The 23,108-nt window shown below is 33.2% G+C and carries 14 protein-coding genes; 9 read left to right on the top strand and 5 right to left on the bottom strand.

The genetic code is table 11. The annotated features are described in order from the left end of the window. The first annotated feature begins 162 nt into the window (after nucleotides 1-162). Together ACI5KZ_RS07955 and ACI5KZ_RS07950 are read left to right on the top strand one after the other, a co-directional pair. Nucleotides 163-3,114: a DNRLRE domain-containing protein gene (locus ACI5KZ_RS07955; protein ID WP_406847379.1), complete on the top strand. Its 2,952-nt coding sequence runs from the start codon at nucleotides 163-165 to the stop codon at nucleotides 3,112-3,114. Nucleotides 3,115-3,205: 91 nt separating this feature from the next. Beyond that, a complete protein-coding gene (locus ACI5KZ_RS07950; RefSeq protein WP_406847374.1) occupies nucleotides 3,206-4,867 on the top strand; it encodes a sialate O-acetylesterase in 1,662 nt (553 codons plus the stop codon). Between the two features lie 83 nt (nucleotides 4,868-4,950). Here ACI5KZ_RS07950 and dnaE read toward each other — a convergent pair whose 3' ends face one another. From dnaE to ACI5KZ_RS07935, 3 genes are all read right to left on the bottom strand, one after another. Further along, complete coding sequence (gene dnaE, locus ACI5KZ_RS07945; protein WP_406847373.1) at nucleotides 4,951-9,336, bottom strand: DNA polymerase III subunit alpha; 4,386 nt, start codon at nucleotides 9,334-9,336, stop codon at nucleotides 4,951-4,953. Nucleotides 9,337-9,548: 212 nt separating this feature from the next. After that, nucleotides 9,549-9,998 (bottom strand): PA2169 family four-helix-bundle protein, encoded by a 450-nt coding sequence (locus ACI5KZ_RS07940; RefSeq protein ID WP_406847372.1) that lies wholly within the window; start codon nucleotides 9,996-9,998, stop codon nucleotides 9,549-9,551. A 184-nt stretch (nucleotides 9,999-10,182) separates the two neighbouring features. Then, entirely contained in the window at nucleotides 10,183-10,866 is a 684-nt protein-coding gene (locus tag ACI5KZ_RS07935) for a DUF6252 family protein (protein ID WP_109308439.1), read from the bottom strand. 150 nt (nucleotides 10,867-11,016) lie between these two features. Between ACI5KZ_RS07935 and ACI5KZ_RS07930 the strand changes: the two genes are divergently transcribed. The 7 genes from ACI5KZ_RS07930 (at nucleotide 11,017) to ACI5KZ_RS07900 (ending at nucleotide 20,739) form a co-directional block, all read left to right on the top strand. Next, a complete protein-coding gene (locus tag ACI5KZ_RS07930) occupies nucleotides 11,017-11,547 on the top strand; it encodes a 30S ribosomal protein S16 (protein WP_109308438.1) in 531 nt (176 codons plus the stop codon). Nucleotides 11,548-11,713: 166 nt separating this feature from the next. Next, nucleotides 11,714-12,244: a ribosome maturation factor RimM gene (gene rimM / locus ACI5KZ_RS07925; RefSeq protein WP_406847371.1), complete on the top strand. Its 531-nt coding sequence runs from the start codon at nucleotides 11,714-11,716 to the stop codon at nucleotides 12,242-12,244. A gap of 92 nt (nucleotides 12,245-12,336) precedes the next feature. Next, nucleotides 12,337-13,050 (top strand): tRNA1(Val) (adenine(37)-N6)-methyltransferase, encoded by a 714-nt coding sequence (locus ACI5KZ_RS07920; protein WP_109308726.1) that lies wholly within the window; start codon nucleotides 12,337-12,339, stop codon nucleotides 13,048-13,050. A 40-nt stretch (nucleotides 13,051-13,090) separates the two neighbouring features. After that, complete coding sequence (locus ACI5KZ_RS07915; RefSeq protein WP_109308436.1) at nucleotides 13,091-14,269, top strand: acyl-CoA dehydrogenase family protein; 1,179 nt, start codon at nucleotides 13,091-13,093, stop codon at nucleotides 14,267-14,269. A 388-nt stretch (nucleotides 14,270-14,657) separates the two neighbouring features. After that, entirely contained in the window at nucleotides 14,658-18,893 is a 4,236-nt protein-coding gene (locus ACI5KZ_RS07910) for a proprotein convertase P-domain-containing protein (RefSeq protein ID WP_406847370.1), read from the top strand. Between the two features lie 37 nt (nucleotides 18,894-18,930). After that, nucleotides 18,931-19,755 carry a T9SS type A sorting domain-containing protein gene (locus ACI5KZ_RS07905; protein ID WP_406847369.1) on the top strand — a complete coding sequence of 275 codons (825 nt, stop codon included), beginning with the start codon at nucleotides 18,931-18,933 and terminating at the stop codon, nucleotides 19,753-19,755. 84 nt (nucleotides 19,756-19,839) lie between these two features. Further along, nucleotides 19,840-20,739: a metallophosphoesterase family protein gene (locus ACI5KZ_RS07900; RefSeq protein WP_109308433.1), complete on the top strand. Its 900-nt coding sequence runs from the start codon at nucleotides 19,840-19,842 to the stop codon at nucleotides 20,737-20,739. 114 nt (nucleotides 20,740-20,853) lie between these two features. Here the strand turns inward: ACI5KZ_RS07900 and ACI5KZ_RS07895 are convergent, their stop codons facing one another. Together ACI5KZ_RS07895 and ACI5KZ_RS07890 are read right to left on the bottom strand one after the other, a co-directional pair. Further along, nucleotides 20,854-21,621, bottom strand: a complete 768-nt coding sequence (locus ACI5KZ_RS07895) for a universal stress protein (RefSeq protein ID WP_406847368.1) — start codon at nucleotides 21,619-21,621, stop codon at nucleotides 20,854-20,856. A gap of 11 nt (nucleotides 21,622-21,632) precedes the next feature. Further along, nucleotides 21,633-23,108, bottom strand: coding sequence for a potassium/proton antiporter (locus ACI5KZ_RS07890; protein WP_109308431.1), 1,476 nt, complete (start codon nucleotides 23,106-23,108; stop codon nucleotides 21,633-21,635).

Genomic DNA, 23,108 nt, shown 5'->3' with positions numbered 1-23,108 from the left:
GCAATCAAATTATATAATTCTAAAAGATTACATTTATCTTTAGACTATAAAACACCAAATATGGTATATAAATTAACAGCGTAAAATCAATTTTAACCTGTAGCCATATTTCAGGACTAGACAAATGAATATGATGTTCAACAAACTGGAGTTGAAAATGAGATTTTACGTATTAAGGAAACTGCCCCTATTGGAAACAATACAAGAAGAGGTCTGCTTAAATTTGATGTTAGCGCATTAAACGGAACAGCAAATCGTTTAGTTGTTGATGCCACTTTAATGATGAACGCCTCCGTTAGTAGCGGTCCCATAGATGTCAGCTTTTATGATATAGATAACACTTGGTCTGAAAGTACAGTTACTTATAACAATGCTCCAAGTTTCACCACTTTACTTAGCGCTAGCACAACTACATTTAATGAAGATAGTGCTGATGATGATAATGATGGTGACTCAAATGAACTTATTCATGGTGGTGCTGATGTAACCGAATTTATTAAAGATGAATATAATTTAGGAACAGCTACCATATCTCTTGGATTAAAATCAGAAACAATTGGATCTCCGCAATTTAAACCTACTACCAAAGACCATTCTACAGACTTTGCACTAAGACCTTATATTGTAGCAAGCTATCTTGAAGCACCTGTTGTAGCAGCAGACCCTCCAACAACTAAGCTCGCTAAATTAACTTTTGAGACTGACCCATTAACTCCAGATCCAAATTCTTCAGTTACCGATATTGCTTACACAGTAGATAAGGCTGAATTTTCAGACGGTGAAAGAGATTATTTTATTAGAACAGATGGTTCAGATACTAATTCTGTGTACACTTACACAAGCAATGTCGATCTGGGGGATTATTATTTTACAGCTCAAGATATAGATGATAATACAGGTCTTCCAGCTGACGAAGTTGCAATAATGACTCTTGACCGAATTGATATTAGTGGTTATGAAAACCTAGAATTAAGAGTCTATTTAGCTCAAATTGGTGGTCAGAATAGTGGTTGGGATAATAGTGAAGCTGAAACAGGAGAAAATGACTGGCTCCATTTTAATTATAACATACATAATGGAACTCCTGGAGCTTTTAATAACTTATTATGGATTGAATCTGAAGGTGTCATGTTTGATCCTGTAAATGGCAACAGAAACAATAAAGATGCTGGAATAGATCTTGATTTTGATGGTGAGGCTGAAAGAACACCAGCCACTCAATTTGGCAGCACTTTTAAACAATTTACAGTCGAAATATCAGGTACAGGAGAATATCTTGATATTGTTCTAGATTTTAATATAAATGGTAACCATGAAGATATAGCTATAGACAATATTGAAATATGGGGCACCCTTATAAATGCGACATGTAGTGGAACCAATATTACTTGGGATGGAACAGATTGGAGTAATGGAACGGGGCCAGATATTACGACACCTACTGTTATAAATGGAGATTATTCAGCTTTAGAAGATGGAGGCAGTTTTTCTGCTTGTTCTTTAACAGTTAATGGAACTTTAACTATTGAAGATAATTTTTATGTAGAAATTGAACATGATGCGCTTATTAATGGTGATTTAATTATTGAAGACGGTGGTTCTTTGGTTCAAAATGTAGACACAGGCATTTATAAAAATAGTGAAACAGGAGAATCTAAGTTTATAAAAAGTACAGATATTTTAGAAAATTGGTACGATTATACATATTGGAGTTCGCCTATGAGTAATTTAACTATAGCAACTAGCCCATTAACTATTAGTGACAGAAGTTTTTGGTACGATGCTAATAACTATTTGGACGTCCTTATAGAAGATGCCAATACAAATACTTTCACACCTGGAAGTGATGACATTGATGACAACGGAGATGATTGGCAATGGACAACCGGCAGTACTCCAATGATACCAGGCACAGGTTTTGCGGCATCCCATTCTAGTTCAGGATTCACATCTGGCATTGCTTATGATTATGAATTTGTTGGAGAGTTTAATAACGGAGAAATAACGGCATCAATAGTTTATGATCCCTTAAATACAGGTGGTCACTGGAATCTTTTAGGCAACCCCTATCCAAGTGCTATAGATTTCGATGCTTTTATTACTAATAATCCTGGGGTTGTTGATGGTTTAGTCTATTTATGGTCTCAAGCTACGGATCCAATAGAAACAGCTAGTGGTAATGAACTTATCAATTTTAATAACGCAGATTATATCATGATGAATACTGGCAGTGGTAGTGTAAACAATAGTCCTAATACTCTTTTAGAATACATCCCTTCTGGTCAAAGCTTTTTTATTGCTGGATTGTCAAATGCCAATGTAACTTTTAATAATTCTATGCGTATTAAAGACGGTGGAAGCAATGGTCAATTTTTTAAAACTTCAAATTCAAAAAAAACAGAAAATACTGAAGCTAATAAAATATGGCTTAATCTATTAACGGATGCAGGTGGATTCAACCAAATTCTGGTTGCTTATGTTGAAGGAGCTACCAATGATTTCGACGGTTCATCTTATGACGCACCAAGATTAACTTCAAATGTACCTGCTATAATTTATACTCAGATTGCGGGTATTGAAAATGAATTCTTTGCTATTCAAGGTAAAGACGTAAATAGTATTAATGAAGATGAGATCATCCCAATAGGCTTTTCTACTTCTATAGAGTCACCAACAGTTTACAGTTTATCTATTCAGCACTTAATAGGAGACTTCTTAACATCAAATACTATTTATTTAAAAGACAACTTACTCAGTACAATACATAACATATCTGCTAGCGACTATTCTTTTACGTCAGATATTGGAGAGTTTAATAATCGTTTCGAAATATTATTTAATAACAATGCGCTATCAGTTGAAACTTTTCAAGAAACTAGTAACGAATTACAAATCATTAATTTAGATAATGACAGAATCAACTTTAAGGCTGCTCAAAATCTAACTATTAATAAAATAATAATTTACGATGTATTAGGTCGACAAATATATCGCTTGAATGGAGAAAATAACTCTGAAACTTATTCTCTATCTAAATTAAGTGATGCTGTATACATCGCCAAAGTGGAACTTTCAAACAACACCATTATAACTAAAAAGTTTATTAATTACTAAATGTTTTTGGTTCTATATTCCTGATTTTTTATCAATAACTTATATTACCCGTACAAAATGGTTTAAAAAACCAGCCCTCAAATTTTATATTATGAAGAAAAATTATTTTTTACTCACAGCAGCATTTACTTTTTGTTTTTTATTTTTCCAAACCTTTGTTATAGCGCAAAGAGATGTCTATTTAGTAATTGGTCAATCCAATGCAGCCGGTAGAGGCGACATTGAAGCTGAAGATATGGTAACCTTAACTGGTGTAGATTTATACAACGGTACATCTTGGGAAAATGCAGTTAACACTAATGACATTCACCCCACAACTGGTGAAGTCTTAGGAGGCTTAAATAGATATTCTACAATTTATAACGAAAATCAACCTCAAGGATTAAATTTCTCTTATACATTTGGGCGTACACTAAATGAAGTAACCGGAAATCAAATTGGTTTAGTAGTAAATACAAGAGGAGGCACTAAGATTCAAGAATGGGAAAAAGGTGCTCCAGAAAACTATTATGGTGAAGCCATTTCCCAAATTAATGCAGCTTTAGCTTTAGGTGGATCGACTCTTAAAGGGATATTATGGCATCAGGGTGAAGCAAATAGAAATTTAGGTTCTTATTTAACCAGGCTTACAAACTTAATAGATGACTTAAGAACGGATTTAGGAATATCAAACTTGCCAGTTATTGTAGGTCAAATTAGCATGCAACGAACAGATAACGGAACATTCAATACAAATATTAAAAAAATATCGAATCCCTCAGACGCTGCTTATATTGCTTTTACAGATTATGCTTCTTCTGATGGTTTACAAACTATAGATAGAACACACTTTAATTCTAATGGACAACGTGTTTTGGGTTACCGCTACGCTGCAAAAGTTTTAAAAATGATTTACGGATATACTTATGTTGAAAACGAAATTATTTATATTGATGAAGATGCATATACAAGAGGTGGAACAAACAGTATGACACCTCAAGAACCTTTAGAAGATAATTTAATCCGTGTTAAATATACGTCAAGCAATGAGAATAATATAAGAAGAGGCTTGCTTAAATTTGATATAAGTGCTTTAACTGGAACAATTGATCGTTTCATTATTGATGCTAGTTTAATGATGAACGCTGATGTTGATAGTGGTCCTATAGATGTTAGTTTTTATGACATTTCATCAAGTTGGTCTGAAAGCACAGTTACATATGATAATGCACCTGCCTTTACAACCGAACTGACTTCAAGCACGACTACTTTTAACACCGATTCAGGTGATGCTGATGGTGATGGCAATTCAGATGAACTTATTCATGGTGGTGCAGATTTAACCGAATTTATTAAAGATGAATATGACTCGGAAACTTCTACCATATCAATTGGATTAAAGTCAGAAGCTGATGGAAGTCCGCAATTTAAGTTTACATCTAAAGAAAATATTCCAAATTTAGCGCTAAGACCTTATTTATTAGTAAGTTATATCGATAACTCATCCACGTTAAGCAATGAAAACTTCGAAGAAGATGTAACTCAGGTTATTAAAATATCATTTACAAATCCTGTAGAAAATGAGATGCTAATTAAAAGCAGTTTAAATATTAACGAAGTAAGCCTATATAACATGATAGGTCAAGAAATAATTTCAAAAAAAGCTAACAATACTTCTGTGGCTCTTAATGTTTCACATTTATTATCAGGAACTTATGTATTAGTTATTAAAAATGAAAACAGAATAACATCAAAACTAGTAGTAAAAAAGTAACTGTTTTATAACTGCATATACAATACAAATTCAGCTCTAAACTAATATGGTTTTAGAGCTGATTTTTTGTTTACACAAATAAGTCAATTCAGCTTATAAAAAATATCATTAGATTCTAATTCATCCAACAACTCTTGAGATATCTTGACCTTTTGTTTTCTACTTGGCATATTTAATTTGATTTGCTCTTCAGTATCATATATAATAAAGTTTAGCAGATTGTCCCCAGCGTGCATAGTAATCAATTCTTTAAGCTTTCTTATACGCTCTTCTTGCAAATCGGACACCTGTAATTGTATAGACAATTTTTTGGCATAGGTATCCATAACATCATGTAACAATTGAAAACTATTAAACTGAATTCTTGGATCACTCTTTTTACCTGTTTCTCTGTTTATCCATCCTTCACGAACAAATAATTTGACATAGATAAACGAGTTTTTCAATAAGAAATGTCTGAATTTTAAATACTCCTCTCCAAAAATTCTAAATTCAAAGCTGTCTGTATAATCTTCGACCGTAAATATTGCCCAGCCTTTGCCTTGTTTACTCACGCGATGTTGTACATCTGAAACAACACAGCCAAAAGTTAGCTCTCTATTTAAAAACACCTCTAAATCTTTTAATAACGCTAGATTGGCATTACAAAATGTTTTCATTTCTATTCTAAAATCATCTAATGGGTGACCAGAAATATAAATCCCAACCACTTCTTTTTCCCGAGCTAATTTCTCCATGGTCCCCCATTCTTCACAAGGAGGAACTAAGGGTTCTGCTATCTGAACATTACTTGCTTCCCCAAACAAGCTCACTTGAGAAGAATTTTCGTTTTCCTGGTGTTTGGCACCATATTTAATGGCCTTTTCAAGAAACGTGATTCCATCGCCATCATCATGAAAATACTGTGCTCGATGTGTATTTTCAAAACAATCAAAACCTCCAGCTAAAGCTAAATTTTCAAATGCTTTTTTATTGGCTGCTCTTAAATCAATCCGTTTAGAGAAATCGAAAATTGATTTAAAATTCCCATCTTCTTTCCTGTTTTTAACAATGGTTTTAACGGCACCATGTCCAACACCTTTAATAGCTCCCATACCAAAACGAACAGCATAATCTTGATTTACGGAAAACTTATAATATGATTCATTAATATCTGGCCCAAGCACGTTTAATTTCATACGCTTACATTCTTCCATAAAGAAAGTCACCTGTTTGATGTCGTTCATGTTATTAGAAAGTACAGCTGCCATATATTCAGCTGGATAATGCGCTTTTAAATATGCTGTTTGGTATGCAATCCATGCATAACACGTGGAATGCGACTTGTTAAATGCATAACTAGCAAACGCCTCCCAATCTTTCCAGATTTTTTCTAGCTTGTCTTTATCATGTCCCTTCTCTCCTGCTTGTTCAATAAATTGAGGTTTCATTTTATCTAGAACAGCAATTTGTTTTTTACCCATGGCTTTACGTAGCACATCGGCTTCACCTTTAGTAAATCCTGCCAATTTTTGAGATAGTAACATTACTTGCTCTTGATACACTGTAATACCATAGGTTTCTTTAAGATATTCTTCCATAGCTGGAAGGTCGTATTCAATATCTTCATCGCCATGTTTACGTCTTGTAAAACTTGGAATATATTCCATTGGCCCTGGACGATACAAAGCATTCATGGCAATTAAATCTTCAAAAACGGTAGGTTTCAGCTCTTTTAAATGTTTTTGCATTCCAGGAGATTCGTATTGGAACACACCTACAGTTTCTCCTTTTTGAAAGAGTTCGTAGGTTTTTTCATCATCTAGTGGAAACGTATCAGGATCCAGTAAAATATTGTGTTTGGCTTTTACAATTTTAACTGTGTCTTTAATTAAAGTTAGTGTCTTTAATCCTAAAAAATCCATCTTTAACAACCCAGCATCTTCTACAACCGAGTTATCAAATTGTGTAACATACAAATCTGAATCTTTAGCTGTAGCTACAGGAACAAACTTGGTAATATCGTCTGGTGTAATTATCACACCACAAGCGTGAATCCCAGTGTTTCTAACAGAACCTTCTAACATTCTTGCAAGATTGACCGTTTCGGCTTCTAAATCGTCACCATCAGAAATATTTAAAAGCTGATTTACTTTTTCTAAGTCTTCAGCTCGAAACATGTTTTTCAATCCCTTTTCATCTGCTCCAAAAATTTTATGAAGCTTAGACATGGTTGGAATTAATTTCGCGATTCTATCGGCATCAAATAAGGGTAAATCTAATACACGTGCTGTATCTCTAATGGATGACTTGGCAGCCATGGTTCCATAAGTAATTATTTGGGCTACTTGATTGCTTCCATATTTTTCAATAACATAATCCATAACACGACTACGGCCTTCATCATCGAAATCGATATCGATATCTGGCATACTTACACGATCTGGATTTAAAAAACGCTCAAAAAGCAAATTGTATTTAAGAGGATCGATATTAGTTATTTTTAAACAATATGCTACAACAGATCCTGCTGCAGAACCACGACCTGGACCTACAGACACGTCCATATTTCGAGCTTCACGAATAAAATCTTCTACAATTAAAAAATATCCTGGGTATCCTGTGTTTTCAATAACACTTAACTCAAAATCTAAGCGTTCTTTAATTTCATCAGTAAGTTCGGGATAACGCTTCTTAGCACCTTCATAGGTTAAATGTCTGAGATATGCATTTTCACCACGTTTGCCACCATCTATAATATCTTCTTCGTTTTTAAATTCTTCAGGGATATCAAAAGCTGGCAATAAAACATCTCTTGCTAACTGAAAAGCTTCTACTTTATCGACCACTTCTTGTATGTTTGAAATGGCTTCAGGAATATCTTTAAAGAGGTTTTTCATCTCTTCAGATGATTTAAAATAATACTCTTTATTTGGCATTCCATAACGATAACCACGACCTCTACCTATTGGAGTAGCTTGTTTTTCTCCATCTTTTACACAAAGTAAAATATCATGAGCATTTGCATCTTCTTGCTTACAATAATAGGTATTATTAGTCGCCACAAGTTTGATGTCATGCTTTTTTGAGAATTCAATTAATACAGGATTAACACGATTTTCATCTTCCTGATTATGGCGCATTAATTCAATATACAAATCCTCGCCAAACTCCTGTTTCCACCAAAGCAAAGCTTCTTCTGCCTGATTTTCGCCAATATTCAACACTTTACTTGGTACTTCCCCATATAAATTCCCTGTAAGTACTATTAAATCTTCTTTATATTGTTGAATGAGTTTTTTATCGATTCTTGGTAAATAATAAAAACCATCGACAAAGGCATGAGACGATAATTTTGCTAAATTATGATACCCATTTTTATTTTTTGCGATAAGTACTATTTGATATCCATTGTCTTTTCTGCTTTTATCTGAATGATCTTCGCAAACAAAAAACTCGCAACCAAGTATCGGTTTTATTTCCTTTAAAGTAGGTTTAACACCTTCTTCTATGGCCTGTTTGTTTTTGGCTTGAATGGTTTTGTTATGATTATTAACAGCTTTTACAAAGTGAAATGCCCCCATCATATTCGCATGATCTGTTAGAGCAACGGCTGGCATGTTTTGTTCTGCTGCTGCAGTCACTAAATCTGGTATACTAATAGTAGATTGCAACACTGAAAATTGCGAATGATTATGAAGATGAACAAATTCTACATCGGCTAATTCTGTGATGTTCTCTTTTATTTCAGCTTCAGATAAATCGACCGATTGTTTATCCTGAATGCGTTTATTGATTTTAGCACTTTCCTGTTTGAGATTGATGTGCTTTAAACCAATAAGCTGTATTTCCTTCGGATTGACTTCAGAAAAGTTCTTAAAATAATCTGGTTGAACATCCAACTCTTCGTTGGTATATTCTTGACGTCGGATTAGTTCTAAAAAACAACGCGTTGTTGCTTCCACATCTGCAGTAGCATTATGGGCTTCGGCAAAAGGTTTATTAAACAAAAACTGATGTAACTCGGTTAAAGTTGGAAGCTTGAATTTTCCATAACGTCCTCCAGGTAACTGACAAAGCGATGCAGTGTGTTCTGTACATGTATCTAAAACCGGAAGTTCTTGTAATTGATTATCTATATTTTCTCTAACAAATTCGGCTCCCATGATGTTGAGATCGAACTTGACATTTTGCCCAACAACAAACTTTGTTTTAGCTAGTGCATGATTAAATTTTTCTAATACCTCAACCAAAGAGGCTCCTTGCTCTTGAGCCAATTCGGTAGAAATGCCATGAATTTTCTCAGCATCATAAGGAATATTAAAGCCTTCTGGTTGAATTAAATAATCTTGATGTTCGATACAGTTTCCCATATCGTCATGCAACTGCCAAGCAATCTGGATACATCTTGGCCAATTATCTGTATCTGTAATTGGTGCATCCCAACGTTTTGGTAATCCTGTAGTTTCGGTATCGAAGATTAAATACATCTATTGTTAAATTGTTTATGTTTAGTCGTTAAGCTAGTTTATAGCCACGAATATTAAAATATATATCCAAAAAATTATGGTTGATTTTCTTTAGAAGAAAAGTTTTTAAAAATACAGATAATTATCGCTTTCAGGAAAGAAAATTATAAACAGTTATAAACAAAAAAACGCAACCCTTTCGAGTTGCGTTTTCATTATCAATTTTGGGTCTATTAAGACACTAATTCTTCATGCACTTTTTCAGTATTGATGGCTGCTTGAATAGCATTCTTATGTTTTATCAACAACGAGTCGATACTTGGGGGTAAGTTTCTTTCTTTTAGAATCTCGTTATATTCCTCCAAACTTGCTTTTTCACCTTTAATGGCCTCTTCTAAGATAGCCTCTTCATCGTTTGATGTGAAAGTAGATTTTAGTGTCATCCAATTTCGGTGCATCGTTCCTTTAAAACTACCTGAGTCTGTTGGAATTTCACCATATTGTAAGATTTCTGTTCTTAATTCTTTTGCAAATTCACTACGCTCTGTAGCTCTTCGCTTAAAAAACATTTTTAAATCAGAATTTTCCACGTTATTTATGGCATTGATATAGCCTTTTTCTGCATCATAATTCTTTTCTAATAATTCGTTTAACTTGTTTGAAATTTCTTCTGTGTACTTCATGTGTCTTTTGCATTTAAATTTCAATAATTTTTTTATAGATGCCTATTGTTTCACATCTATTTTAATATAACAGTTATATAGGCTATAACCAAGTATACAGCGAGAAACTTAAGAAACTTTAGGATATATTAACAAAAAAGCGACCCTAGAGGTCGCTTATGTTAATTTTTTTAATAGTATAAGATTATGGAATACAATCTCCTAAAGAATCTATGATGGCTTGTAAACCACCTGTATCATCTCCACAGGCAGTTATCTGGGCCGTTAAGGCTACTTTATAAGCATTACATAGATCTGTATATTCTGGCATAGTAGGGTTTGTAGCTGCATAGTTTTGTCCAGCAATGTTTGCGTCCTGCGTTGCTTCTAAACAGTTACTTCCGTTTGAAACCAAACCACCTAATAATGGCACTTTATAAAATATCCCTTTACTAAAATTTACGACTTGTAATCCATCTTCAGTATAAGCATTAAACCAAAACGTACCTAAAATCGATTTTGGATCTCCATTGTCTATATCATCTACAACTATTTGTCCATCTGCTGGATATAAAGAAATACTTGGATCTGGATTATTAGCTGTTGAATAAACCAATCCTTGATCATCAATATAAATGGCTTCACTGCTATTTCCTTCGCCTAATTCAAAAGTACCACGAGAGTCGCTACTCGTTATTAATTGAACTGTTCCAAAATTATCTATTCCTTCAATAATAAAACCACCATAATCTATATCGGCAGAATAAGAAAGCGCTTTCCAGTTTGCACCATCTTTTTTCCCTTGCATTGCAGGTGAATTAAACTCTATATCATCACCGCAACTTAAAACTGTCAACAAGGTTAATGTAAGTACAAATAATTTTTTCATAATCAATATTCATATTTATAATAAGAACTCAAAAATATAATAAAAAAAGCAAACAATTAGTTTTTATATAAAAAGTTGAAATTTAAAAAAATATAGTATCTTTGCACACTTATTAATAATAGAGGTCGCGAACCTCACTAATTAATTTTTATGTCAGTTAAAATTAGATTACAAAGACACGGTAAAAAAGGAAAACCTTATTACTGGATTATTGCAGCAGATGCAAGATCGAAAAGAGATGGTAAATACTTAGAAAAATTAGGTGCTTACAATCCAAACACAAACCCAGCAACTATTGAATTAGATGTTGATAGTGCTGTTAAATGGCTACAGAATGGTGCACAACCAACTGATACTGCCAAAAATATTTTATCATACAAAGGCGCTTTACTTAAAAATCATCTAGTAGGTGGTGTAAGAAAAGGAGCTTTAACTGAAGAGCAAGCAGAAGCTAAATTTAATGCTTGGTTAGAAGAGAAGTCTGGTAAAGTTGGTGCCAAAGTAGAAGGATTAGCAAAAGCTAATGCAGATGCTAAAGCTAAAGCATTAGAAGCTGAAAAAGCTGTAAATGAAGCACGTATTGCTGCTGCAGCTCCAGAAGAAGAGGTTGTAGAAGAGGTTGTTGAAGAAACAACTGAAGCAGCAGCTACTTCAGAAGAAGCTTCAAACGAAGAAGAATAAAAATAATTTTTTTATACTTTTGAACCCAGACTATAATAGTCTGGGTTTTTTATTATTTAAAACTCAGTAACGTTTTATGTAATAATTCTCACAACAGTGAGAATCTTATAAATTTAAGATTAATACAAAGGTTTCCGTTGTTTTGGAAACAAAAATCAAAATTTCGATGAAAAAGGAAGATTGTTTTTATTTAGGAAAAATAGTGTCTAAATATAGTTTTAAAGGAGAACTTTTAATAAAACTAGATACAGATGAACCAGATTTATATGAAAACTTAGACGCCATGTTTGTCGATTTACGTAACAACTTAGTGCCTTTCTTTATCGAGTCTTCACAATTACATAAATCTGATTTATTACGAGTGCGTTTTGAAGATGTAGATACGGAAGCTGATGCAGATGCCTTAATGAAATGCGATATATATTTACCTTTAGAATTTTTACCAAAACTAGAAGGGAACAAATTTTATTTTCACGAAGTTATTGGATTCAAAGTTGAAGATATTAATTATGGCTCTGTTGGGGATATTGTGTCCATTAACGACTCTACAGCACAGGCTCTTTTTGAAATTGAAAAAGATGGGGTGGAAATTTTAATTCCGATGAATGACGAGTTTATAGACAAAATAGATAGACCTAACAAAACCGTTTTTGTTAAAACTCCTGTAGGACTGATTGATTTATACCTAGAAGAATAGTTTTTTTCATTCTAAACAAAAGTGAGGAATCTATAAGATTACAAACTAGATTCTTCAGTGATTTCTTCATCTGAATGACAAAACAATACATTATGAATAAGCCATTCAAATTCAAACAATTCTCAATAAATCAAGACAAATGTGCCATGAAAATTGGAACAGATGGTGTCTTGCTTGGAGCATGGACGTCGATAGAAAAAAAACCTTTTTCCATTTTAGATATTGGTTCTGGAACAGGTGTTCTTGCTTTAATGTTAGCCCAACGAAGTGATGCAGAGATTATTGATGCACTTGAAATAGATGATGAAGCTTACGAGCAATGTGTCGATAATTTCGAAAATGCGCCTTGGAGCGATAGACTCTTTTGTTATCACGCTTCACTTCAAGAATTCACTGATGAAATAGAGGACAAATACGATCTAATTATTTCCAATCCACCTTATTATTCTGAAGACTACAAAACAGATGACAACCAACGTAATTTAGCTCGTTTTACCGATGCCATGCCTTTTGAACATTTAATTGATAGTGTTTCAAAATTATTAATGGAAGATGGCGTTTTTACAGCTGTTATTCCGTTTAAAGAAGAAAAACGTTTTTTGAGTTTGGCTTCAAAAGCCAACTTATTTCCAATTAGAATTCTACACATAAAAGGCTCACCTTCTTCAGATACAAAACGTAGTCTTATCGAGTTTTCATTCTATAAAACTAAGACAACCATCAAGCAACTTATTATTGAAACTTCAAGACATCAATACACTTCAGACTATATAAATTTGACAAAAGATTTTTATCTTAAGATGTAACAAATTGTTACATTTGCTTTTCTAACAAAAAGATTTAAAAATGAAGCCTGATTTATTTGAAGCTCCTGATTACTACAATCTAGACGAACTATTAACTGACGAACATAAATTAGTACGTGATGCAGCCCGAGAATGGGTTAAACGCGACGTATCTCCTATAATAGAAGAATATGCTCAAAAAGCCGAATTTCCAAAACAAATCATTAATGGTTTGGCTGAAATTGGAGCTTTTGGACCTTACATCCCACACGAATATGGAGGAGCAGGATTAGATCAGATTTCTTATGGCCTCATCATGCAAGAAATTGAACGTGGAGATTCTGGCGTTAGAAGTACAGCTTCGGTACAATCGTCTTTAGTCATGTATCCTATCTGGAAATATGGAAACGAAGAACAACGTAATAAATACTTGCCAAAACTAGCATCTGGAGAATGGATAGGCTCTTTTGGATTAACAGAACCAGATCATGGCTCAAATCCTGGTGGTATGACCACAAACTTTAAAGATATGGGAGACCATTATCTTTTAAATGGTGCTAAAATGTGGATTTCCAATGCACCATTTTGCCAGATAGCTGTAGTTTGGGCTAAAAATGAAGAAGGCCGAATTCACGGATTAATTGTAGAACGAGGTATGGAAGGTTTTACAACGCCAGAAACACATAATAAATGGTCTTTAAGAGCATCTGCAACCGGAGAACTTATTTTTGATAATGTAAAAATCCCAAAAGAAAACTTATTACCAAACAAATCTGGATTAGGCGCACCACTGGGATGTTTAGATTCTGCTAGATATGGTATTGCTTGGGGAGCTATTGGAGCAGCAATGGATTGTTACGATACAGCTTTAAGATATAGTAAAGAACGTATCCAGTTTGGAAAACCAATTGGTCAATTCCAATTGCAACAAAAAAAATTAGCTGAAATGATTACAGAAATCACCAAAGCTCAATTATTGGCATGGAGACTTGGTGTGATGCGTGAAAATGGTACAGCAACCTCAGCACAAATATCTATGGCAAAACGTAACAATGTGGATATGGCAATTAATATCGCTAGAGAAGCAAGACAAATGTTAGGAGGTATGGGAATAACTGGGGAATACAGTATAATGCGTCACTCTATGAACCTAGAAAGTGTAATTACTTACGAAGGAACTCATGATATTCACCTTTTAATTACCGGATTTGATGTTACTGGTTTAAACGCTTTTAAATAGAGTCTTTAGAGCCTTAAACTTATTTGATTATCTCACTCTGAGGGAATCTATGTAAAATATAATTTATAAAAATGCGTCTCAATTAAGAGAGGCATTTTTTTGTTAATATTCCTTTAGAAAATCAACAAGATTTTCTGTTTTATTCTAAATCAATGAGTTTTATTTATCAACTTTCAAAACACCAATCTCAGAGAAAAAATCTATAATTAATTAATTTTTAAGCATCTATCGATTTTTTTTTATTAAATTAGTCAAGCTATTAATCAACCAAATATTTATTTATTTACAATTATTTTCCTTTTTTTTTGATTTTATAGTTGCCTTTTCTACTAAGCTACCTATTGGTGTTATAAACTAGATATATATCAAGTTTTAAAACCAACTAACAATGACCAAAAATTACATTTCCACAATTTTTGTAGTGTTCTTCACAACTATATTTTCATTTTCTCAAACTTTTAATGGGACAACAGGGCCAATAACTGACAACAATTGTGCGACTACACCTAATACGTTTTCAACCACAGTTACAGGTGCAACGTCATCAAATCTGGCACATATCGATATCGATATAACACATACCTATATTGGTGATATCTCATTAACACTAACGCATGTAAATTCTGGAACTTCAGTCGTTTTAGTTAACCCTGATGCAACAGATAATGGAGACAATTATACAAACACCGTTTTTACTGATGGCTCGAATACAAGTATTACAGCTGGTGTAGCACCATATAGAGCTGGATTTTTACCTGAAAATAGTTTAAGTACATTTAATGGCTTAAGCCCTAATAGTGAATGGACTTTAACCGTTTGTGATGCTTATGAATTTGATACAGGTACACTTAACTCTTGGTCTATTACGTTTGCAGGTTATAATGAAAATGATAATTTTATAGGACCACTTAATTTAATAGTACCTGGTGAGCAATTTTCAGATGATCCTATTACTGCTAATAATACAGGAGCAACAGCTTCTGAAATTAATGATTGGACCAATTTAGATATTCCAACAGGATGTGGCACCATTGATAATGGTGGTTATTTTGGTGGTGATTTATGGTTTGAATCTTGGGCTTCTAATAACGGAACCATAACCATAGAAACTGCTGCCGTTCCTGGTTCTGATGTGACAGATACAGCCATCGCTATTTATGACACATCTAATAACCTCATTGCTTGTAATGATGATAAAAGTGGTTCAGATTTCTTTTCTAAAATTGAAATAGGCGGATTAAACCCTGGTAGTCCTTACATTGTAAGAGTCTGGGAATTCAATAACAACAACTTTGGTGACTTTCAAATTTCTGCTTACGCTAATGACACTTATGTCCCAGATGATAATTTTGAAAACTACCTAGAAACGCATGATGCTTCTGGAGCTGTCGTACCTCTAGGCGACCCAACAAGTATGGGAAATGGTACAGTTAATGATAATTTTGTGCCTACTTCAAAAATTGATACGGTTACACATTTAAATGTTAGTGTCCTAGGCATATCAGACCTTACAGGTATAGAAGATTTTACAGCATTAACGGTTTTAGAATGTGACGAAAATAATCTAACAACCATTAACGTATCGAATAATATTAATCTAACAGATCTTCATTTAACACTAAATTCATTAACTGCTATAAATGTTGATACTAATATTAATTTAGAAACACTTGACATTCGTCTCAATAACATAACAAACTTAAACCTTAGTCATAATTTAGAATTAAAATATTTATGGCTTTCATTTAATAACTTTGGAACTTTAAATGTAACTAATAATAGCGCTTTAGAAACTTTAGATATTCAAGGAATTAATATTAGTGAGTTAGATGTAAGTAACAATGTTAGTCTAACTTATTTAGATTGTAGCAGTAATAATTTGGAGTTTCTAGATCTAACCAATAATGTCGTTTTAAATAACCTAGGGTGTTTTGGCAATCAACTTAGTTATTTAAACGTCGCTAATGGTAATAATACAAACTTTGTTGATTTTAGAAGTCATAGCAACCCTAATTTAAGCTGTATAAAAGTAGATGATGCAGCTTATTCAACAACAAATTGGACTAATATAGATCCTGCTTCTTCTTTTAGTGAAGATTGTGGCACCTATGTCCCAGATGATAATTTTGAGCAAGCACTAATTGATTTAACTTACGACGTCGGACCTCTTGATAATTATGTGCCTACTGCTAATATAAATACGGTTACAGTTCTATACGTAAATAATAAAAATATTTCAGATTTAACTGGAATAGAAGATTTTAGTTCATTAACTACTCTAGAATGTTATAATAATAATCTCGAAAATTTAAATTTGTCTTCTAATACAGCTTTAATAAATTTAAACTGTACCGACAATAGTCTCTTAAACTTAAACCTTTCTAACAACCTACTATTAGAAAGTTTATATTGTTATGATAATAATCTCGAGGATTTAGATGTTTCCATTAACCTTGCCTTAATTCAAATAGACTGTAGTAGCAACCCCATCTCCAATTTAGATGTTTCTCAACATACTGCTTTATCTTATTTAGTTTGTCACAGCACCAATATAACAAGCTTAGATGTTTCTGAAAACATTAATCTAACACAGTTACACTGTTATAATAACAACTTATCGGCTTTAAATCTTGCAAATAGCAATAATACAAACATGACTCATGTTAATGTAAGTAACAATACCAATCTGCATTGTATAGAAGTAGATGATGTTTCTTTTTCGAACACAAATTGGGCTACTGGTAATTTCTTTTTCGACTCGCAATCCTATTTCAGCATCGATTGTAACTTTAATGACATTCCTGAAAAAGCCTATACCTTAAATGTAGGTCATGATTTTGAAGATCAAGTTCAAATTGGTGATAATACCATTGCTACAGCGTCTGAGCTTATAGACCCTTCTATACCTTTGCCTACAGCTTGTGGTGGTGGTTTTGATTCAGCTGAATATAATGGTGATGATGTTTGGTATGCGGTTAGCATTCCAGATGATGGTAGTGTTATTATAGAAACTGAAGTTAATGATGGCTCCATTACAGATACTGGATTAGCGCTTTACTCTGGTGTTCCTGGAAGCCTTGTCCAAATGGCTTGTAATGATGATATAGATGTTGGTGGAGGCGATTTCTTTTCAATGATAACTTTAACTGGACAAACACCTAATGACCTTATATATTTTAGGGCTTGGTCTTGGCAAAATAATGAAACAGGAACCTTTAAAATTTCTGCCTATAGAAATCCTGCAATCAGCACCTATGTGCCAGATGATAATTTTGAAAACTATTTAGAAACACATGATGCTTCAGGAACGGTTGTACCTCTAGGCGACCCAACAAGTATGGGAAATGGTATTGCTAACGATGGTTTTGTACTTAATAATAGAATTAATACAGTAACAAGTTTAAATGTTGGAAATTTAAGCATTTCAGATCTTACTGGCATAGAAGGGTTTACAGCATTAAATGACTTAATGTGTTCTTTAAATAATTTAACTGAGTTAGATGTGAGTAATAATACGGCTTTGACAAATTTAATTTGTGATTTTAATAATTTAACAGAATTAAATGTATCTGAAAATATAGCATTGACAAATTTAGGTTGTGGCTATAATAATTTGACAGAGTTGGATGTATCTACAAATACTGCTTTGTCAGTTTTAGGATGTGATAATAACTCTTTAACAGTTTTAAATCTTGCAAATGGTAATAATTTGTTTTTTAGTGTCTTACGTGTTAATACCAACCCAGGTCTTACGTGTGTGACTGTAGATAATCAATCCATAGCAGATAATTGGAATAATGATAATATTTTACCGAGCATTTTTTTTAAAGATTATCAAACCCAATTTAGCACCAATTGTGGTGAGGTGGTTATAGAAGCCAAGGCCTATTTACAAGGGGCATTTTTAAACCCACGACTTGGTGAAGAAGCTTTTATGCGTGATGATTTACGCGCCAATGGCTATTTACCAACAACGTCGCCTTACGCAGATAACGCTACAGTAATTGGCACACCTTTTAGTACAATTGGCACAGATGCCATTGTGGATTGGGTTTGGGTAGAGTTACGTGACGATACAGATAACACCATAATCATAGAAGGGCAATCGGCTCTTTTACAACGTGATGGCGATATAGTCGCTCCAGATGGTGTGAGCCCATTAGTATTTTCACAACAGGCCAAACATTATAATGTGGTGCTAAAACACCGTAATCATGTTGGCGTAATAACAAGTCTTAAGCAACCTTTCCCGCTTAATCAGACACAAAATTATATGAATGGAAGCACGACTGTTTTAGGTGCGAATGCTTTAGTTAACATGAACGGAACCTTTGCTTTATGGACTGGTGATGTTGGTGGTGATAGTCAAATTAAATTTTCTGGCTCTAATAATGATGCCAATGCCATAAAAGATGGCGTCCTTGACGATCCTGCTAACGGCTTTAACTCGGCGACATTTACATCGTCTGGATATTTAAATTATGATTTAAATATGGATGGTAACGGAAAATTCTCTGGCGCCAATAACGATGGGAATATTGTTAAAGACAATATTCTGTCTCATCCTGGAAATGGATTTAACTCACCGGCATTTACCATTAACAGTTATGTACCTGAAGATTAACAAAAAATATTAAATATTGACACAAAAAATAAATCTTATGAAAACATATATTACAGTTATTCTATTATTATTTTCTAGTCTATTTATCATGGCTCAAAGCTATCAATTTGGAATTGTTCATCTATCGGGAAATCAGTTTAAAATGATTGCTACTCCAGATTTCAATTCAGACGAATATGGCCCTAATGCTAATACAGATGTATCAGATGTTGGTTTTACACTTGTTCTGCCAGCAGGACCATCGCATATTACCAATCTGGTAAGTTTTTTTCCTAGCAGAACATTTGATTTATACGATTATGATGCAGCCTTTATAGCTGGTTTAGGATATGTTGGATTTGATATAGATGTCTTTCAATTTAACATGCCACCAGGACAAACTATCTTACAGCATACGGCTGGAGTGCCAATAGACTTAGTGAGCTTTGAAGTAACAAATCCAGGAGCTGAAACCCTGTTTATTATGCCAAACGATCATGACCTAAATGTGCAAGCAGGAAATATCTTCGAGAGTTTTTATAATTCGGATATTGATGGCCCAGGAAATGGTAATGGAACTTTAAACTTATATACTGGAAATATTCCAGGACTGGAAAGCTTTAATTTAGAAACACTTTCTGTTCCTAGTCAAGTGTTAGAGGGTGGATCTATTTCGGTGTATCCAAATCCAACGTCAGACTATATACATATTGCAACAACTTATAAAATTCAACAGGTAGAAATTTATGATATTTTAGGAAAGAAGGTAAAACAAGTTGCAGACAGTCCTAAAATTAATGTCAACCACTTACAAGCTGGAATCTATCTTGTAAAAATATTTACAGACAACGGACAAATTACTAAAAAAATTATTGTTGAATAATTACCTCCCCTTAATTATTTAGTAGCAAAAAAGCTCAATGTAAAAATTGAGTTTTTTTTATGCTTTTTTACTTACATTTACTTTATGCTTTCAAGTAAAAAACGGTTAGATAGGGCTTACAAAAATGCTAAAATCATCAACTTTGATGATTCTAGTAAATTCATTTTATTCAGCGATTGCCATCGAGGTGACAACAGCTTTGCCGACGATTTTGCCAACAACCGAAACATCTATTTTCATGCATTAAAACACTATTATGCTGAAGGATTTCAGTATTGTGAATTAGGCGATGGAGACGAACTCTGGGAAAACATTTCCTTTAAACCACTTTTTGAAGCCCATAAAAATATTTATTTACAAATGAAGTTGTTTCACGAACAAGAAAGACTTCATTTAATATGGGGTAATCATGATATGGTATATCAAAACCCTGATTATTTAGAAAAGAATTTATCGACTTATTTCGATCCAAAATTAGAAAAAGATGTAGATCTTTTTTGTAATATTAAATACCATGAAGGCATTATTTTAAAGCATAAGAAAACCCAGCAAAAATTATTCTTAACTCATGGTCATCAAGCAGATTGGTGGAATTATACCTTCTGGAAATTGAGCCGTTTTATGGTTCGTGTTTTATGGAAACCTTTAAATGTGATGGGAATTGCAGACCCAACAAGTCCAGCAAAAAACTATAAAGAGCTCATTAAAATAGAACGTAAAACAAAGAAATGGATTATTGAAAATGATAATTTAATTACCATAACTGGTCATACGCATAGACCACGCTTCCCAAACCCTGGCGAGATAGCCTATTTTAATGATGGGAGTTGCGTACACCCTAGAAGTATAACTGGTATAGAAATTGAAAAAGGTGAAATCTCCTTAATCAAATGGTATATTGACACTACTGAAAGTGGCACTTTACAAATAGTAAGAGTTCTACTAGAAGGTCCAAGAAAATTAATAGATTATAAAACGGAGTAAACAAAAAGACTACCCTTTTGTTCTTATTATAGAAAGCGCAATTCTATAGTTTTAAAATCAATCTTTAAGGCAAAACTATTAAAGGTGTTTGTCCCTCATAAACTAAATCATTAATTAAGAATCTTCTAAAACCTGATTAGTTAATAGCCGTGAACCTTTTTGAACTATCAGAATTTCATCAATTTTATTGTTGATGACCTTCTTAATATCATCTAGTCTATTTTGTCCTTCATAAATAGCAAAATCCGTGTTAAATCTGTCTGCAAACTTTTCTGATAATTCGCGTAACTGATTTTCTATACTAATTGTTTCTTCGTCTAGGTTAGCCAAATAGAAAAATGTAATGTTGGTGTTTTGATTATCTATAAATTTAAGAAAGTTGTTCAACTCCAACATATTTAATGGCTTCTTTTTATTTACAGCAATAAATATTTTTTCATGCGAATACCTATCAATTTCATTAGGCATTGCAACAATAACATTATTTGTACTACTAATAATTTGAAGAGCCACGCTTCCAAGAAATATTTTTTTAAGCATCCCAGTGCCTTTCAATCCAACAAAAATTAAGTTTTCAAAGGATTCGGCTAATAGCTTAGATAATACACTTTGGAAAGAGTGTTCTGAAACTGAATATGAAACATGAATTGTTTCTGGAATAAATTTATTTGCAAGTGCTTTTAATTTTTGAAACGCTACATTATTAGCATCCTTAGCAATCTGTAATTTAGCATCGCTATCGGCAAGTGTAGGAGACAACACAATAGTTTGATGAACCAAAAGAATTTCAGCGTTTGCTTCTTTGCTCCAATCAGAAGCATACTTTATCAGATTATTAGAATATTCCGAAAAGTCAATAAGTAAGATAAATCGTTTTCTCATTTCTTAAAAAATTAAATTGTAATATCTGGCATGATAAGACAATCGTTAACTTTAGCTAAATCTTTTTGATTATCTGCAAGCACCACCAAAACGTCATTGAGTTTAATTTCAGTTGAACCACCTGGACGGATAAATTCTCCGTTTCTCTTTATCATTGCGATAAAAGTAGAACTAGGAAAATTTAAGTCTACAATTCGCTTATTGATGGCATACGCATTAGGTGAAATGTCAATTTCCTTTAAAATTGTTTTAGGAGTATTTAATATAAGCTTATCTATTTCTGTAATTCGTTTTTTCTCTTCTGGCATAGCAACACGTAACCATTTTGCAACAATAGATAAGGTTGTACCTTGAATAAGGACAGAAGTTACAGAAATAAAAAATACAATATTGAAAATAATATTTGCTTTATCAATTCCTGCTAAAAGTGGATAAGTGGCAAAAACAATTGGTACGGCGCCACGCAAACCAACCCATGAAATGTAAAAACGTCGTCTTAATTTCATTTTAAAAAACATGAGACTTAGAAACACAGCTATTGGTCTGGCTATCAAAATTAGGAACAAAGAGATAAGAAGACCAATTCCCATATATGGAATGATTTGGGAAGGAAACACAAGTAATCCTAAAGTTAAGAATAAAACTATTTGCATGAGCCAAGCCAAGCCATCAAACATTTTCAATATGGTTTTCTTATGTATTAGATCTTGATTTCCTAAGTAAACTGCACAAATATAAATAGCAAGAAAACCATTTCCTCCTAGAAAATCTGTTGCAGAGAATGTAATAAACATAAGAGCGATAACCAATACAGGATAAAGTCCTTCAATACCAAGTTTAATTTTATTAATGATTAGTTTACTAAGCTTTCCAAAAACAAAACCTAAAATAGCTCCTACAAACATCTGTTGAAAAAACAAGGGGATTATGGAAGTGAGATTTTGATCTTGGTTCACTACTAAAGTTAAAAACGCAATAGTTAACACATAGGCCATAGGATCGTTACTTCCACTTTCTAACTCTAATGTAGGTCTAATATTTTTTTTGAGCGACAAACTCTTAGATCGTAAAATTGAAAACACGGCAGCTGCATCTGTAGAGGAGACAATGGAGCCCAATAGCATACTTTCGTATATGGTAAAATCGGTAACTGCCCAAACAAATGTTCCTAAGGATATAGCTGTGAATAGAACACCTATAGTAGATAATACTAGGCCTTCTTTGAGAATAGGTTTAACTGTTTTCCAATGAGTATCGAGTCCTCCAGAAAATAAAATAAAATTAAGTGAAACAATACCAATGAACTGTGCAATTTTAGGATTGTTAAAGTAAATTCCTCCAATGCCGTCTGTTCCTGCCAACATACCAATACCCAAAAAAAGTAATAAAGTTGGAACACCAAATCTGTAGGAAGATTTACCAGCAATTATGCTTATAAAAAGTAAAAGAGAACCAATTAACAGTATGTTTTCTATTGTTATATTCAT

Source organism: Xanthomarina sp. GH4-25 (assembly GCF_045363175.1).
In the GTDB taxonomy this organism is placed as follows: domain Bacteria; phylum Bacteroidota; class Bacteroidia; order Flavobacteriales; family Flavobacteriaceae; genus Xanthomarina.
The sequence above is the reverse complement of the archived record's forward strand: the minus strand, read 5'-3'. Positions and strand labels throughout refer to the sequence as shown.